13 protein-coding genes are annotated in these 16,534 nt (G+C 43.0%); 3 read left to right on the forward strand and 10 right to left on the reverse strand.

Features of this window, described 5'->3' with window-relative positions:
• Positions 1-213 precede the first annotated feature (213 nt).
• On the forward strand, positions 214-387 hold the full coding sequence (locus tag EG2_RS19095) for a hypothetical protein (protein ID WP_169793121.1): 174 nt from the start codon (positions 214-216) through the stop codon (positions 385-387).
• A 62-nt stretch (positions 388-449) separates the two neighbouring features.
• On the opposite strand, the gene EG2_RS01450 is transcribed toward EG2_RS19095, so the two are convergent.
• The 5 genes from EG2_RS01450 to EG2_RS01470 all read right to left on the reverse strand — a co-directional run bounded on the left by EG2_RS01450 (position 450) and on the right by EG2_RS01470 (position 7,913).
• Positions 450-2,813 carry a phosphoketolase family protein gene (locus tag EG2_RS01450; protein ID WP_060813197.1) on the reverse strand — a complete coding sequence of 788 codons (2,364 nt, stop codon included), beginning with the start codon at positions 2,811-2,813 and terminating at the stop codon, positions 450-452.
• 214 nt (positions 2,814-3,027) lie between these two features.
• Positions 3,028-4,452, reverse strand: coding sequence for an L-arabinose isomerase (gene araA / locus EG2_RS01455; protein ID WP_060813274.1), 1,425 nt, complete (start codon positions 4,450-4,452; stop codon positions 3,028-3,030).
• 19 nt (positions 4,453-4,471) lie between these two features.
• Entirely contained in the window at positions 4,472-5,167 is a 696-nt protein-coding gene (locus EG2_RS01460) for an L-ribulose-5-phosphate 4-epimerase (RefSeq protein WP_060813198.1), read from the reverse strand.
• Positions 5,168-5,189: 22 nt separating this feature from the next.
• The gene (locus EG2_RS01465; RefSeq protein ID WP_060813199.1) at positions 5,190-6,782 is read right to left on the reverse strand and encodes a xylulokinase; all 1,593 of its coding nucleotides are present in this window, start codon (positions 6,780-6,782) and stop codon (positions 5,190-5,192) included.
• Between the two features lie 36 nt (positions 6,783-6,818).
• Positions 6,819-7,913, reverse strand: coding sequence for a GntR family transcriptional regulator (locus EG2_RS01470; RefSeq protein ID WP_060813200.1), 1,095 nt, complete (start codon positions 7,911-7,913; stop codon positions 6,819-6,821).
• Positions 7,914-8,067: 154 nt separating this feature from the next.
• Here EG2_RS01470 and EG2_RS01475 point away from each other — a divergent pair, with 154 nt between their 5' ends.
• Both EG2_RS01475 and EG2_RS01480 read left to right on the forward strand, forming a co-directional pair.
• Positions 8,068-8,976, forward strand: a complete 909-nt coding sequence (locus tag EG2_RS01475; protein WP_071870097.1) for a helix-turn-helix domain-containing protein — start codon at positions 8,068-8,070, stop codon at positions 8,974-8,976.
• A gap of 108 nt (positions 8,977-9,084) precedes the next feature.
• On the forward strand, positions 9,085-10,194 hold the full coding sequence (locus tag EG2_RS01480) for an ABC transporter ATP-binding protein (protein ID WP_060813201.1): 1,110 nt from the start codon (positions 9,085-9,087) through the stop codon (positions 10,192-10,194).
• Between the two features lie 146 nt (positions 10,195-10,340).
• Here EG2_RS01480 and EG2_RS01485 read toward each other — a convergent pair whose 3' ends face one another.
• From EG2_RS01485 to chvE, 5 genes are all read right to left on the reverse strand, one after another.
• On the reverse strand, positions 10,341-11,786 hold the full coding sequence (locus EG2_RS01485) for an alpha-L-fucosidase (RefSeq protein ID WP_060813202.1): 1,446 nt from the start codon (positions 11,784-11,786) through the stop codon (positions 10,341-10,343).
• 236 nt (positions 11,787-12,022) lie between these two features.
• On the reverse strand, positions 12,023-12,355 hold the full coding sequence (locus EG2_RS01490) for a PTS sugar transporter subunit IIB (protein ID WP_060813203.1): 333 nt from the start codon (positions 12,353-12,355) through the stop codon (positions 12,023-12,025).
• Positions 12,356-12,367: 12 nt separating this feature from the next.
• Positions 12,368-13,567, reverse strand: coding sequence for a multiple monosaccharide ABC transporter permease (gene mmsB, locus EG2_RS01495; RefSeq protein ID WP_060813204.1), 1,200 nt, complete (start codon positions 13,565-13,567; stop codon positions 12,368-12,370).
• Position 13,568: 1 nt separating this feature from the next.
• The gene (gene mmsA, locus EG2_RS01500; protein ID WP_060813205.1) at positions 13,569-15,098 is read right to left on the reverse strand and encodes a multiple monosaccharide ABC transporter ATP-binding protein; all 1,530 of its coding nucleotides are present in this window, start codon (positions 15,096-15,098) and stop codon (positions 13,569-13,571) included.
• Between the two features lie 199 nt (positions 15,099-15,297).
• Entirely contained in the window at positions 15,298-16,395 is a 1,098-nt protein-coding gene (gene chvE / locus EG2_RS01505) for a multiple monosaccharide ABC transporter substrate-binding protein (RefSeq protein WP_060813206.1), read from the reverse strand.
• Positions 16,396-16,534: the final 139 nt, after the last annotated feature.

Genomic DNA, 16,534 nt, shown 5'->3' on the forward strand with positions numbered 1-16,534 from the left:
TTTTTGAGACTTCAAAATGAATAAGTACTCTCTGAGTATCTTACTATGTATCAAAACAATGGTTAAATCAGTATTTTCGCTAAATGGAGAAATAAGTGATTTGCTTTGTGGTCTTACTTAATCCATCTCACTATCCAAATCATATTATTTCGTCTATCGTTGCTTTTTTTGTTAAGATAAAGAAATAATGAGTAAGAATTTAGGTGATGATTTATGCGACTGTTGTTTTTCTTTTTCCTTTTTACATTTTTGATTGGGTTTTTCTTCTATTTATTGACCCGTCGCACAATCGCCGAAGTCTATCATGAATTGACCGATAAGAACCGCTTCTTTCGAGGCATCAAAGCTTTCTTCATTGGAATTTATCGCATTTTGACTTCTGTTTAAAAAAACTGTCCAACAACAGATCTCTTGATCGTTGCTGGACAGTTTTTTGTTTGATTCGTCTTCTATTTCAATGGTTTCCATTGCCAATCTTGGACTTCAGCAATGTCGTAGCCATTCTCACGGATAAAGTCATGGTGATAGGTAACCGTCTCTGTCATTCGTTGCGCAAAGTCGGCAGCTTGTTCGCCATAGACCCATTCAGCGCCGTCTTTCGCTAAATGGAAGCGATCAAGTTCAGACAAGATCCGCATGTCAAATGGTGTGGTGATATCGCCATTTTCACGATAGCCATGAATATGCAGACGCTGATTCTTGCGGCCGAAGAAAATGTCCCTAATCAGTCCTTCATAGCCATGGAAAGCAAAAATGATTGGCTTGTCCTTAGTAAAGTAAGCCTCAAATGCTTCATCTGTCAATCCACGAGGATCGACATCCGGATGACGTAGTTTCAATAAATCAACAACATTGATAAAGCGAATTTTCAACTCTGGAAATGCCTCATTCAGTAGGCTTACAGCAGCGAGAGCTTCTAAGTTTGGCTCTGTCCCTGCTGCAGCGATCACCAAATCAGGTTCTCCTTGGTCTGTTGAAGCCCAATCAATGATCTTCAAGCCGTCTTTTACCAATATCTCCGCTTCTTCTGCCGTATAAAACTGCGGGCGAGGATGCTTCGAAGAAACAATCAGATTGATCTGTTCTTCAGTTTGGAACGTTTCTGCCATTACAGCCATCAAGCTATTGGCATCTGCTGGTAGATAGACCCGTACGAATTCCGCTTTTTTCTCAGCGATATGTGTCATGATCCCTGGGTCTTGATGGGTATACCCATTATGGTCTTGCTGGAATACGGTTGAAGAAGCAATCAAATTCAATGACGGATAGGCATGGCGCCAAGGCAGTTCTTTCGATTTACGCGTCCACTTAAAGTGCTGAGTGATCATGGAATCAACCACGCGCAAGAAAGATTCATAGCTAGCAAAAAAGCCATGACGCCCAGTTAAGATGTAGCCTTCTAGGAAGCCTTCTGCTTGATGCTCCGATAATTGGGAATCAATCACCCGTCCGGTAGCACTTAGCCATTCATCATAGTTTGGCTGTTTTGGTTCTAACCATTGGCGATTTGTCACTTCAAAAACATGGTTCAAACGATTGGATTTGGCTTCATCCGGACCAAAGATTCTAAAATTAGTCGGGTTTTCAACAATCAAATCCCGAGCAAACTTTCCGAACTCCATCATGTCTTGAGCAGTGGTTGAGCCAGGAACACCAATATCGATCGCATGCTGCCGCCAGTCGGTGATTTTCAACGGTTGAGGATCGATTCCCCCGTTAGTGATGGGATTCATTGCCATCCGTTGCTGTCCTTTCGGCGCGAGTTCTTGAATCTCCGCCTTGATGCGGCCAGATTCATCAAAGAGTTCTTCTGGCTTATACGATTTCAGCCAATCGGTTAGTGCATCCACGTGCTCCATCTGATGCGCATTGACTGGGATAGGTACTTGATGGGCGCGAAAACCACCTTCAATCGGCTCTCCCTCCCAAACTTTTGGTCCTGTCCAGCCTTTAGGTGTGCGCACGATCAGAACAGGCCAGCGGGGCATGACTGCTTCATCCGCTTTTCCTTGACGGGCTTTGGTTTGAATCGCTTTGATCTGCTCAACGGCGCGGTCCAATGTTTTTGCCATTTGCGGATGAACAGTAGCGGGATCATCTCCCTCAACAAAATAAGGGGTCCAACCCATTCCTTCAAAATACTTGGTTAGGTCTTCATCAGATTTGCGAGCCAGAATCGTTGGATTAGAGATTTTAGCACCGTTCAGATGTAAGATCGGCAGAACAGCCCCATCATTTACCGGATTGATAAATGTATTAGAAAACCAGCTGCCCGCTAACGGACCGGTTTCAGCTTCGCCATCTCCAACCACCACAGCAGCGATCACATCAGGATTATCAAGGACAGCCCCTGTTCCATGCGTGATGGAATAACCTAGTTCGCCCCCTTCATGGATCGATCCTGGTGTTTCTGGTGCCGCATGGGAAGCAATTCCTCCTGGGAAGGAAAAAATTTTGAAAAGATGCTGCATCCCGGCTTCATCTTGGGTTACTTCTGGATAGATTTCCGTATAACTGCCATCTAGATAGGCATTCGAAACCATCACTTGCCCCCCATGACCAGGTCCTTCAATGTAGAACATATTTAAATCATATTTATTGATGACACGATTCAAGTGGGTGTAGATAAAATTCTGACCAGCAATGGTGCCCCAATGTCCAATCGGATTGACTTTCAGATCTTTTTCTTCAATGGGCCGTCGTAACAGTGGATTGTCTTTCAAATAGATTTGTCCGACAGAAAGATAGTTCGCTGCCCGCCACCAAGCATTCATTTTGTCAAAATACTCTTGGGTATCAAATGTTGTCTCCATACTACTCCTCCTTGCTTTCTCTTAATTAAAAGTCTATGCGTCTCGATTTTAAAAGTCAATTTTGCTGATTGTACGTCTTGTATCTCTCTTATGGTTTGTCTGCCTCAGCACAAGAAAAAACAAGACCATAGTTTCTCCCAACATGGTAAGTTTGAGAGGGTTTGGTCTTGTCAGTGCTGGCTCTTTTCTGTTGTTTTGTCTATTTTATTAATAGCTACTTGATCGTCACATAGTCCAAACCAACGAGTTTTGCCCACGTTTCGATTTGATCTGACGTCAAAGCTAATGAAACAACCGTATGATGTCCGCCACCTGTTTCGATCCATTGTTTGACCCCTTGATGAAAGTCGGGACGGGGCGTCCACATCACGCGAGCCACCGGCAATTTAGGTGCGGCTTCTGTTGGCTCAAAAGCATCGACTTCATTGATCAATAATTTATAGTGAGTCCCAAAGTCGGCCATAGATACAACTACTCCTGCGCCGCCTTGTCCGTCAAAGACTAATCGTGCTGGGTCTTCTCGATCCCCCATCGATAGCGGCGAAACGACGATTTTTGGTTTATTGACAGCCAATACTGGATCCACTTCCATCATATGCGACTGCAAGATGGCTTCTTTGCCTTCGGTCAACTCATAGGTGTAGTCTTCCATAAAGCCGGTTGCTTTATTATGTGCCATGATCTTCATAAGACGATCGATGGCTGCTGTCTTCCAGTCGCCTTCACCAGCAAATCCGTATCCTTCCGCCATGAGTCGCTGTACAGCTAATCCTGGTAGCTGTTGCATGCCATAAAGATCTTCAAAGTTGGTCGTAAACGCACTATAGCCTCCTGCTTCTAAGAAACGGCGGATGCCGATTTCTTGTTTGGCCTGTACTTTCACATGCGCTTCCCAGATTGCGGCATCGTAATCTCCCTGATCAAACTCATACAAATTACGGTATTCTTCAAACAAGTCATTGATCTCTTCATCGGTCACAGCATCGATTACTTGAACAAGATCACCAATGCCAAAGTAATCCACGGTCCAACCAAATTGGATTTGTGCTTCGACTTTGTCCCCTTCTGTCACCCCAACATTACGCATATTGTCGCCGAAACGAGCGACTTTGATAGCAAAACTTTCATTGTAAGCAACCGCCACATCCATCCAAGCTGCGATTTCTTTTTGGACCGTCTCTTTTTTCCAATAACCGACAACGATTTTGTTTTGTTTCTGCAAACGCGCATTGATAAAACCATATTCGCGATCCCCATGGGCTGCCTGATTCAAATTCATAAAGTCCATATCGATGGTTTCCCAAGGAATGCGCTCATTGTATTGGGTTGCCAAATGAAGCAATGGTTTTTGCAGCAGTTTCGTTCCCCGAATCCACATTTTTGCTGGGGAGAAGGTATGCATCCAAGTAATGACACCAGCTACTTCATCCCGATAATTGACTTCCTTCATGATCTTTGTAATCGTGTCCGCAGTGACTGCCAATTCTTGTAAAACGACTGGATACGGCAGATTTCCACTGTCATTCAAACGTTCGACCATTTCAGATGCATGATCGCGGACTTCTTGCAAGGCTTCTTCCCCATATAAGTGCTGAGATCCTACAACGAACCAAAATTCTTTTTTACTGATTGCTAACATATTGTCTGCTCCTTCTTGATTATTTTTGCCCATAGTAGGCATCTTTGCCATGTTTTCGTAGATAATGCTTGTCAAGGATGCGCTGCGGCAGTTCCGGTGCATAACTATTGATCTGACGCGTCACAACGTTCATCTTTGCTACTTCTTCTAAAACGACTGCGTTCATGACTGCACTTTGAGCATCTTTGCCCCAAGTGAATGGACCATGCCCCTGCAGCAAGACGCCGGGAATCTCTAAAGGTTGGATACCGCGTTCCTGGAAAGTTTCAACAATCACGTTTCCAGTCTCTGCTTCATAACCACGGTCAATTTCTTTCTGTGTCAAAAAGCGCGCACAAGGGACACTGCCATAAAAGGTGTCAGCGTGGGTCGTGCCCATTGCCGGCAAATCAACTCCTGCCTGTGCCCAACTTGTTGCCCAAGTGGAGTGGGTATGGACGATGCCGCCAATTTCTGGAAACGCTCGATACAATACAGCGTGAGTAGGGGTATCAGAAGAAGGATTCATCTTTCCTTCAACAACGTTCCCCTCAAAATCGCAGACTACCATATCACTAGCTTGCATCGTTTCATAATCAACCCCACTAGGTTTGATCACAAATAGCTGCTGGCTGCGGTCAACGGCAGACACATTGCCCCAAGTGTATTTGATCAAGCCCTGTTTTGGCAGAGCTAAATTGGCTTGGAAGACGGCTTCTTTCAATTGTTCTAACAAATGACTCACCTCTATTTTTGTTTTAAATCAATCCATCGATCGCTGCTTGCTCAATTGGCAGGCCATGTTGGTAGCGCTTAACAAACTCAGTAAAACCAACTATATCCTCAGGTAATGGCGCTAAAGTTGTCCCTTCTTTCCCTTGGAAAACTCTGGATAAAAAGACTGTAAGTGTTTCTTCTACCGATTTTTTTTTCATAAAAGCTGCCAGTAAAGCGATGCCCCAAGCGCCACCTTCTCCTGCCGTTTCCATCACCGTCACTGGTGCTTCCATCGCAGCAGCCAACACCCGCTGCGCAACAGTCGGAGTCTTGAAAATCCCGCCGTGTCCCACGATTCGGTCGATCTTAACATGTTCTTTAGTTAGGATATCCATCCCGATCTTCATCGCACCAAACGCACTAAACAAATGGAGCCGCATAAAGTTTGCTAAAGTAAAACGGCTTTCTGGGGAGCGAACAAACAGCGGTCTACCAGCTGCTATTTTTGTAATATTCTCTCCTGAGTAATACCCATAAGACAACAACCCACCACAGTCAGGATCCCCTTTCAGTGCTTGGTTGAACAATGTCGTAAACAGAGCTTCTGTGCTCATTTCGAACCCTGCTGCTTCTACAAATTCCCGAAAAACTTTGACCCATGCATTGATCTCCGAAGTACAATTATTCGTATGGACCATGCCGACTAAATCTCCTGCTGGCGTTGTTACCAGATCAATTTCTGGATAGACTTTAGAGAGACCGCTTTCAAGAACGATCATGGCAAAAGCTGATGTTCCGGCAGAGACATTCCCACTTCTTTGCGCAACACTATTCGTCGCAACCATTCCGGTTCCCGCATCTCCTTCGGGTGGACAGAATGGAATGCCCGGCAACAATGTTCCTGTTGGATCTAACCGCAAAGCACCTGCTGCCGACAAAGTGCCGGCTGCTTCACCAGCCACTAAGACTTTGGGCAAAATATCTGCTAACTGCCAAGGTAAATTTTCTGGAAGGATCAGATCATCAAACTGGGCCATCGTCTGTAGATCATAGTCTTTTTGTAGGCTGTCGATTGGGAACATTCCCGAGGCATCTCCAATACCGATTACTTTTTCTCCTGTCAGCTGCCAGTGAACATAGCCCGCTAATGTCGTCAAAAAGTCGACTTCCGGTATATGCGCTTCTTGATTCAAAATGGCTTGGTACAGATGAGCGATACTCCAGCGTTGCGGAATATTGTATTGGAACAATTCAGTCAGAGCCTTTTCGGCTGCTTCTGTGCTGGCATTGCGCCAGGTGCGGAAAGGCACCAATAACTGATCATTCTCATCAAAAGCGAGATACCCATGCATCATAGCGGAAAAACCAATCGAACCAATTCTCGTCAAAGGTTCCCCGTATCGGGATTGAACAGAAGCTGCTAATGCTTGATAGCTTTCTTGGATTCCTTGCCAGACAGATGCCAAAGAATAGGTCCAGACACCATCTAATAACTGATTCTCCCACTCATAACTACCGGTTGCGATGGTTTGAAATTGCTCATCGATCAAGACAGCTTTGATTCTTGTGGATCCTAACTCGATTCCAAGTGCTGTGCGCCCTTCTTGAATCGCTGCACTTATTTGCTGCTCCATTTCTCTTCTCTCCTTTTGAATTTAGATATACATGAATCACGAATGGCTCATGACGGAGCCGCGAATAATCAATTCTGGCTCATAATAAAACGTTTCTTCCAACGTAGTTCCTGATGTGACCCATTGTGCCGCTAAAATCCCCATCTCTTCCTTTGGGTGAGCCAGAGTGGTTATTCCTGGTGAAGTCAATGTACTTAAAGGTGAATCATCATTTCCTACAATTGAATAATCTTCTGGTACACGCTTTCCATTGGCTTCTAATTGCTGGATCAACCCATGTGCAATTTCATCGTTATAACAGACGATTCCAGTGATCTCATTTGATTGGTTCAACCGGTCAATCGCTTGTGCAATGACAGCCTCTTTGGTTTCTGTGGTATAAGTCACGACATCTTCAGCAGCAAATGTTTTCTTTGCTTGTTCCAAAGCTTTGACAAAACCTTTCATCCGATATTTCCCTTGTAAATCATCAATTTTAGTGATCAGCATCAAGTGTTGATGCTGCTGTTCCAATAAATAATTCGTGGCTAGATAGCCTGAGCGAGTGTCATTGACACAAATATGAGGCAGATCCAGTTCTTCATAGTAGGCATTGATCATCACTAGCGGAATCCCTGCTTCTTTCAATGCCATGTAGTAGGCCAAATTGGGATTGTATTGACTGCTCTTCGTCGGTTCAACGATCAAGCCATCTACTCCTTGGTTCATCATTTGTTGAAGGCAAGCTCGTTCTTGTTCATGGTCATTATTTGTTGATCCCAACAGCAAAGAATAGCCTTGTTCCCGCAATGTTTGTTCGACTCCGCGCATAATTGAAGGAAAGATATAATCCGACAGATAAGTCATGATGATGCCGATTGTTTTATGGCTGCGTTGCGGAAGATTCTCAGGTTTTGAAACGTACGTACCAGATCCTCTTTCCTTACGTAAATAGCCTTCGTTTACCAGCAAAGCAATCGCTTGTCGCACGGTATGTCGGCTCAAATGATATTCTTCTTGTAATGCAGCCTCTGAAGGAATCGTCATTCCTTCTTTATAGGTTCCTAAACGAATGTTTTCCCGTAATTCATCCGCAAGTTGTTCGTACTTTGTCGTCATATTAATCCCATCTTCCGAAAGTTGTCCGTACATATAGTATATTTAGAATGCGCTTTCTTGTCAATGTAATTTTGTAAAAATCAATTTTTTACCTGAAGCAGAAATATAATAGTCAGTGGCAGCCTCTGCTAATTACACTATTCTATCAATTGCAACTGTTCAGAAAAGATGAATTGCTATACAATAAATGACAACGACAGCAAAGGAGGTTCTTCCTATTTTCTCTTTTAAAGATATTAAAGAAAATTACCCAAACGCTGCTTTGCATCCAGCAAAATCAACAGATCCAGGAATCGAATCGATTCCATTTGGTCAGAAATTCATCTGGCTGCCTACTGCTGATCTATCGGCAAAAGAAAGAATCATGCTGCAATTAGGCAGCGGTGCACTGTTTCCGGTAATCGACAACCGTTTTCGACCATGGTACCCGATTTTATTTGAACATCAGCCGATAAATGAGACCGGTGACTATCGCTTGTTGCAAGTGAAATTTACGAGTGGGATCGATTTATTGCAGACTGAGTGGCTGCAAGAGATCCAGCAAATGCTTCCCCATGTCGTCGACCTCTTTTTTGTCACCGAAGACAGTGCGTTGATCGTTGAACAACGGGCTGGTGAGAACTTGCGTTTAGATGAATTGGATGGTCTGTTTGTTGCTTTAGATATGGATTTTGACTGTTACTCGCATTTATTTGTGGGTCCGTTTCACCACTCCAGCCATGATTTCACACTCCTGCTGACAGAAGAAATGGCTCTTTTTCAGCAACAATTGACCCGACAAACCAATTTAAAAAGTTTGGATCTGGCCACATCTCTTATCCATTTATTGAGTACTGCCGGTTCCAACTATCAACTATTATTTCGGACACTTTATCAAGATTGGTTTCAGGAAAGCGATCTTATCCATTTGATCGAGTCGCTGTGGAAAAATCAAGGAAATGCCAGTTCTACAGCCAAGTCACTCTTCATGCATCGCAATACACTACTTTATAAGATCGATAAATTCCAAAGTATGACTAATCTGAACTTAAAGGAAATGGATGATCTGTTGCTGTGCTATTTTCTTATCAAAAATTTCGCTCATCCAGCCGATTGAACAACTTGCACAAGAAAACGTTTTTTTTCTTGTGCATATTTCCGTTGCTGAATCAAAGCGTTTTCATTTATGATACAAGTGTAAACTAAATGGAAAGAGGTAATCCTAATGGTAGAAATGGCTCTGAAACACGTGCATAAAAAATACGACAACAATGATAATTATTCTGTAACAGATTTTAATTTAGATATTTCTGATCGCGAGTTTATTGTTTTTGTTGGACCTTCCGGTTGCGGAAAGTCAACAACGCTGCGGATGATCGCTGGATTAGAAGATATTTCTGAAGGAGAATTATCCATCGGCGGCAAAGTAATGAACGATGTCGCACCAAAAGATCGTGATATTGCCATGGTATTCCAGAACTATGCGTTGTATCCACATATGACAGTTTTCAACAACATGGCTTTCGGATTGAAATTACGTAAATACGATAAAGAAGAAATCAAAAAACGGGTAGAAAATGCTGCCGAGATCTTAGGATTGACAGAATATCTAGACCGTAAACCAGCCGCACTATCTGGTGGACAACGTCAACGGGTAGCTTTGGGTCGTGCCATCGTACGTGATGCCAAAGTCTTCTTAATGGATGAACCTTTGTCAAACTTAGATGCGAAATTGCGGGTAGCAATGCGTGCGGAGATTGCGAAACTTCATCAACGTCTTGAAACAACTACGATTTATGTAACCCATGACCAAACAGAAGCGATGACAATGGCAGACCGAATCGTTATTATGAAAGACGGATTTATTCAACAAATCGGTTCACCGAAAGAAGTGTACAACTCACCTAAAAATATGTTTGTTGCCGGCTTTATCGGTTCACCTGCTATGAACTTCTTTACAGTTACTTTGAAAAACGGCATGATCTCAGATGGTCATGGATTAAACTTACGTATTCCTGAAGGCAAGAACAAAGTCCTTGTCGAAAAAGGGTACGAAGGCAAGGAATTAGTCTTTGGTATCCGTCCAGAAGATATCCACAGCGAACAAATCGCATTGGAAGCTTCACCAGAAGCAACTGTCCGTGCAGAAGTAGTCGTTTCTGAACTGCTTGGTGCTGAAACAATGCTTTATACAAAGATTGGTTCCACTGAGTTTATCTCTAAAGTAGATGCTCGTGACTTCCATCGCCCAGGTGAAGTGATTGATCTTGCTTTCAACATCAACAAAGCCCACTTCTTTGATAAAACATCTGAGAATGTGATCACGTTACCTTAATTTGTAGTTTTCTTGCACTGTCCTTGGTTTGCCCCCTAGACAGTCGCAATTAACTAATATCCACTTTTATTCCTTATTTGTATCCCCTGAAAACAGACAGCCCTGCGGCTGTCTGTTTTTGGGTGGATTCTCTTTAGGTGAAGGGCCTATTTTGAAGCTCTCTTCTCAAGAAAGCGTACATAAAAAGTTTTAATCGTTGGGTATTGGCGATACGCCAAGAAAACAACTTTGATTCTTTTAGTAGTAATTGGGTCGACATCAATGATTTTCTTATACCCGACGGTTCCGCATTCTGCTAAAAAGCAATCCTTGCCATCTTTTTCATAATAAAGTACTGCTTTTTCAATTCTCTGACTCTCGCGGATTTCTTCTTGTAAAATCACTGTATTGATTTGTGTTGGTTGTGCAAAAGTCACTGTTATCCACGGCTCATGATCGTTGTTCGCAGGTTGCCAATACGTCTTCTTTGATGCGGTAACCTTTTGTAGGCTTTCTTGATCCCAGGGTGATTTTTGGGAAGAAGCTGTGATTTGTCCTTGGTACAACGGCTGATCCGTTTGTAATGGCCGTAGATATTGCCCTAATTGCATCAGTGACTGCTGATCTTTCAGGTGGATCGCCCCATTGGGCATTGGCGGAACATTTAATAAAAATACCGCATTTCCTCCTACCGCTTTCCGATACAAAGAAAATAATGTTTCGGCACTTTTCACCACTGTATCCTCTTCCGGATGATAAAACCAGCCGGGTCTGATTGATAGATTGACCTCTGCTGGATACCAGACTAAATCTCTGCTGGAATCGTAGTTTTTCAATACAGATCGGCTACCTAAATCTTCTGCCATACTTGAGATTGTCGTCCGGAATTCTGCTGTGTCTGTTTGCTGTGATTTTTCGGCCGTCTTTTCGGCATCCAATAGCTCCCGAGGAACGACACTCCACTCATTCTGCCTTGTGTGTCCGGCTTCATTTCCGATCCAGCGAACATCTGGACCGCAAACGGCAATCACAGCATCCGGCTGTAATTGCCGAATCTGTTGATAATACCTTTGCCAGTCATAAAACTGCCGCTTTCCGTTAGGTCCTTCTCCATTGGCTCCATCAAGCCACACTTCTGCTATTTCACCATACTGCGTCAATAATTCTGTCAATTGACCCACATACACCTCGTTATAGGCCTGTCCGGTGCCGTAGCTTGCGGCGTGCTGATCCCACGGAGAAAGATAGATGCCAAACGCCATCTCTGCTTCTTGACAAGCCTCCGACAATTCTTTGACTAAATCTCCTTTGCCATTTTTCCAAGGTGTATAAGCGACTGTCTGCTGCGAATAGTTGCTGGGCCATAAACAGAAGCCGTCATGATGCTTACAGGTTAAGATCATCCCTTTCATCCCGCTGCATTTGCAAAGCGTGACCCACTCTTTACAGTCCAGTGCTTGCGGGTCAAATAGTGCTAAGGATTCTCTCCCATTTCCCCATTCCCGATTCGTCATGGTATTTAAGCCAAAATGAATAAAGCCATAAAATTCCCGTGCTTGCCATAGTAGTTGACGATGACTCGGACGTATCGCCGTCAATTCTTCAACTTTCATCGCACTTCCCCTTTCTCCAACTGACTGTCAACAAACTGGAACCCATTCAGATAAGTGTTCTTATTGGTGATGGCTCACTAACCGCAGTTGTTTTGCTTTTGGTCTTTACAGCAAATAGAGTAGTAGATGCCAAATGAATTGACAAGCCACTACTCTAAATTACATAGTTTAGTTTGTTTCACATAGTTTGTTCCCAGAGGTTGCGTTCAGGATTGCAACACCAGAATAGCCGAGAGCTAATTCAACTGCAATAATGTTAAACTATCTGCTAAGACCGCTTCACCATCAAGAAGCTCGTAATCTTCTGGTGTGATCAGTTTATACGGAACTGCTTTATAGTTCAAAAAATCTTTTAAGCGATTGATTTCATATTTCGATTGTGGTCCAATCAGTAATGCATCAACAGTCTGATTTTGAATGATTTGTTCAGCAATGATTGCTGGTGCTGAATAAATATGGACAGCTATTCCTTGTTCATCCGCTGCTCGCTGCATGTTTTTCACTAATAGACCTGTTGTGATGCCTGCTGTACAGATCAATAAGATCGTCTTTTGTGCTTCTGTCCCCATACTTACAGCCTCCTAAGATATTTTCTTTTTCTTATTATAGATATCTAAGACAACTGCTAACAGCAAGATCAATCCTTTGATTGCCTGTTGCCAGTCGACCCCTACACCTAGAATCGACATCCCATTATTCAGTACCCCCATCACTAATCCGCCTACGATCGCACCCATGATCGTTCCGATCCCGCCAGAAGTTGAGGCACCGCCAAAATAAACGGCAGCCATGGCATCCAGTTCCATAGAGGTTCCCGCTTGTGGTGTCGCAGCGTTCAATCGGGCAGCCAGAACCAAACCTGCCAATGCCGCCATCGCGCCCATATTGACAAAGACCCAGAAAGTGATTTTTTTCGTTTTGATTCCTGACAGTTCAGCGGCTTTCCTATTTCCACCAGTTGCATAGATTTGACGTCCGGCAACTGTTTTATTTGTTAAGAATCCATATGCTGCGACGATGACTCCTAATAAAATCAAGATGATCGGGTAACCCTGATAAGAAGCGAACACATAAGTTGCTCCAATGAAAACGACGCCGATGAAAAGAGCTTTGAACAAAAAGGTACTGGTGGACTCTACTTCAAACAAATTTTTCTTGCGGCGTTCCCGGGTTCGCCATTGGCCAAAAATCAATAGTGCCGTGATACCGACACCGATAATCATTGAAAGGAGATGAATATGATCGCCGCTGACAATATCAGGTAAATAGCCTGTTGAAATTTTTTGAAACGAGGTAGGAAATGGTGCTAAAGATTGGCCTCCCAAAACGACTTGAGTCAATCCACGGAACATCAACAGTCCAGACAACGTAACAATAAAAGCAGGAATCCCCACATAAGCTACCCAGAAACCTTGCCAAGCGCCAATCAACGCACCAATGAGTACACATAATGGCACAGCCGCCCAGGGACTCATACCATTATTGACCATCAAGACGCCGGCGATTGCGCCAACAAACGCCATGACAGATCCGACAGACAAATCGACATGTCCTAACAAGACAACTAGTAACATCCCCGCAGCTAAAACCAATATATGACTATTTTGCAAAACAAGATTGGTGATGTTCAATGGTCGCCAGAAAATACCATCTGTCATTGCTTGAAAGGCAATCAATAAGACGACCAGGATAATGATCATGCTGTATTTGCTAAAAATCTCTAACGCTTTATCTTTGATAGAATGTTTTTGCACTTTTTTTAATTTATTCGTTGTTTCCATCCTAAACCCCACTCTCTTCTAATGTCATCAAGTTCATCAGCAGTTCTTGATCCGCATCTTGCCGCAATACTTCTCCTGTAAAACGCCCTTCATTCATCGTATAGATCCGGTCACACATGCCCAAAAGTTCCGGCAGCTCGGAGGAAATGATACAGATCGCTTTACCCGCAGATGCCATTTCTTCAATGATCGTATAAATTTCATACTTTGCTCCAACATCGATTCCTCGTGTTGGCTCATCTAAAAATAAAATATCCGGTTCCGTCATCAACCACTTAGCCAAAACAACTTTTTGCTGGTTTCCGCCGCTAAGGCTGCCAACATTTTGATAGATTGAATTGGTTTTCGTCCGCATTTTTTTGCGGTATTCTTCTGCCAAAATTACTTCTTTCTCTTTGTCCAAAACACCGTTGCGACTGATTTTATTCAGACTAGCAATCGTTGTGTTCTCCCGAATGTCCATCAATAGATTAAGTCCTAATGCTTTACGGTCCTCTGAGACATACGCAAGCCCATTTCTAACGGCAGCTGGAACATCTTTTACGGAGATTTGTTGCCCTTCTTTATAGACCTCGCCCGTGATATTGCTGCCATAGGAATGCCCAAAGACACTCATCGCAAATTCTGTTCGTCCTGCGCCCATAAGTCCAGCAATGCCGATGATTTCTCCTTTGCGGATCATCAAATTGAGGTCTTCGTTCACGATTCGATTTGTATCGATAGGATGATGAACGGTCCAATTCTTCACTTCAAAAAAAGGATCACCAATCTGGGGATGTCGTTCCGGATAGCGATTCGTCAAGTCACGACCAACCATCCCCCGAATGATTCGCTCTTCAGAAATCTGATTGCCAGCCATCGTTTCAATGGTTTGTCCATCGCGCAAAATCGTGATGCGATCGGCGACATTGACTATTTCATTCAGCTTATGAGAAATAATGATTGAAGTAATCCCTTGATTACGAAATTCTTTGATCAATTCTAGTAAATTGGCACTTTCTTCTTCATTCAGAGCGGCTGTTGGTTCATCTAAAATCAATAATCGGACTGATTTAGAAAATGCTTTGGCGATCTCTACTAGTTGCTGCTGCCCTACGCCGATTTGTGAAACCAATGTATTAGGATCAAGACGCAAGCCAACTGTTTTTAATAAATTATCGGTCTTCTTTTCTGTGATATCCCAATCGATGATGCCATTTTTGGCTTGTTCATTTCCTAAAAAAATATTCTCTTTGATGGATAAATAAGGACTTAATGCCAGCTCTTGATGAATGATTACGATCCCTTTTTCTTCGCTATCTCGTAAATCTTTAAATTTACAGAGCTCTCCTTCGTAATATATTTCACCTTCATACGTGCCATGTGGATACAAACCGCTTAGCACATTCATCAATGTAGATTTTCCTGCGCCGTTTTCACCACATAGCGCATGGATCTCACCTCGTTCGATCGAAAGATTTACATTGCTTAATGCTCGTACACCTGAAAATTCTTTGACGATATTCTTCATTTCGAGAATATAATCTGCCATGTCCTTTCACCCTTTTCTTTTTATGTAGTCAGAGATTCTGCAGAAGAAATAAAATGATCCATTCAAAAGAGGAACGGCTCTTTGACAAACAAGTAAGAACAGGGCAAAACATTGGAGTATCCGCTGATCTGCCCCGATCATTATCCTTTCAGCTGCTCTTTTACCTTTTTTGCGCTTTTGACAGCCCCTCTGTCAACAACTAGCCCAGATCTTTTTCTGTGTAATAGTCACTGTCCACAAGCTCTTCTTTATAATTGCTGCTATCTACAGATACTGGATTAGATAGATAGGTCGGTACCACTTTGACCCCATTGTCATAAGTTTCGGTATCATTGACTGGGACCTCTTCATCATTGGCGATTGCTTCGATCATTTCGATCGTGTTTTTGGCTAGAACTCGGGTATCTTTGAAAATCGTTTGCGTTTGTTCTCCAGCAATGATCGATTTAACTCCAGCAATGGTTGCATCTTGTCCTGTAATTACAGGTAATGGTTTGTCAGAAGAACCATACCCCACACCTTTTAGGGATGAGATGATTCCTAGACTGATTGGATCATAAGGAGAAAGAACGGCATCTAATGTTTTATCGGTATAATTGGCACTCAATAAGTTGTCCATCCGTGCCTGTGCAGTAGAACCATCCCAGCGCAGTGTTGCAATTTGGTTGAAATTCGTCTGACCCGAAGGAACCACTAATTGATCACTATCAATATACTGTTGAAAAACAGACATCACGCCATTGTAATTGATCAACGCATTGTTATCATCCGGTGAACCACCAAACAATTCGATATTGAAGGGTCCTTTTCCATCTTTCAGGCCTAGCTTGTCTTCAATATAAGAAGCTTGTAAAACACCCACACCGAAATTGTCAAAGGTTGCATAGTAATCGACGTATTCCGAATTCATCAATAACCGATCATAAGCAATCACTTTGATGTCCTCGTTATGAGCCTTTTCGAGAACATCGGTAAGCGCGGAGCCATCAATAGAAGCAATCACTAATGTATCGACGCCTTTAGTGATCATATTTTCAATTTGGGCGACCTGATTCTCAACCTTATCTTCGCCATATTGCAAGTCTGTTTTGTAGCCCAACTTTTCCAGTTCATCTACCATATTGTTTCCGTCGGCAATCCAACGTTCTGCTGATTTTGTAGGCATAGCGATTCCCACAAACCCTTTGTCCCCGCTGCTGGCTCCACCACTATCTGAGCCGTTTCCGCAAGCTGCCAACATCCCTCCCAAGAGAACGGTTGAAGCGATACCTACGATTTTTTTCATTGTGCTTTTCATTTATTGATCCCTCCATACTTTTACTTACAGGCTAAGTATAGAAAAAACAGCAATCGCTTACATTAACTATTTTTGGTAGTTTCTTTGATTTCTTGGGACATTGGAATTCAAACCTTGATTTTCTTTCGATTACCTTGTT

The organism is Enterococcus gallinarum NBRC 100675 (genome assembly GCF_001544275.1).
GTDB lineage: Bacteria > Bacillota > Bacilli > Lactobacillales > Enterococcaceae > Enterococcus_D > Enterococcus_D gallinarum.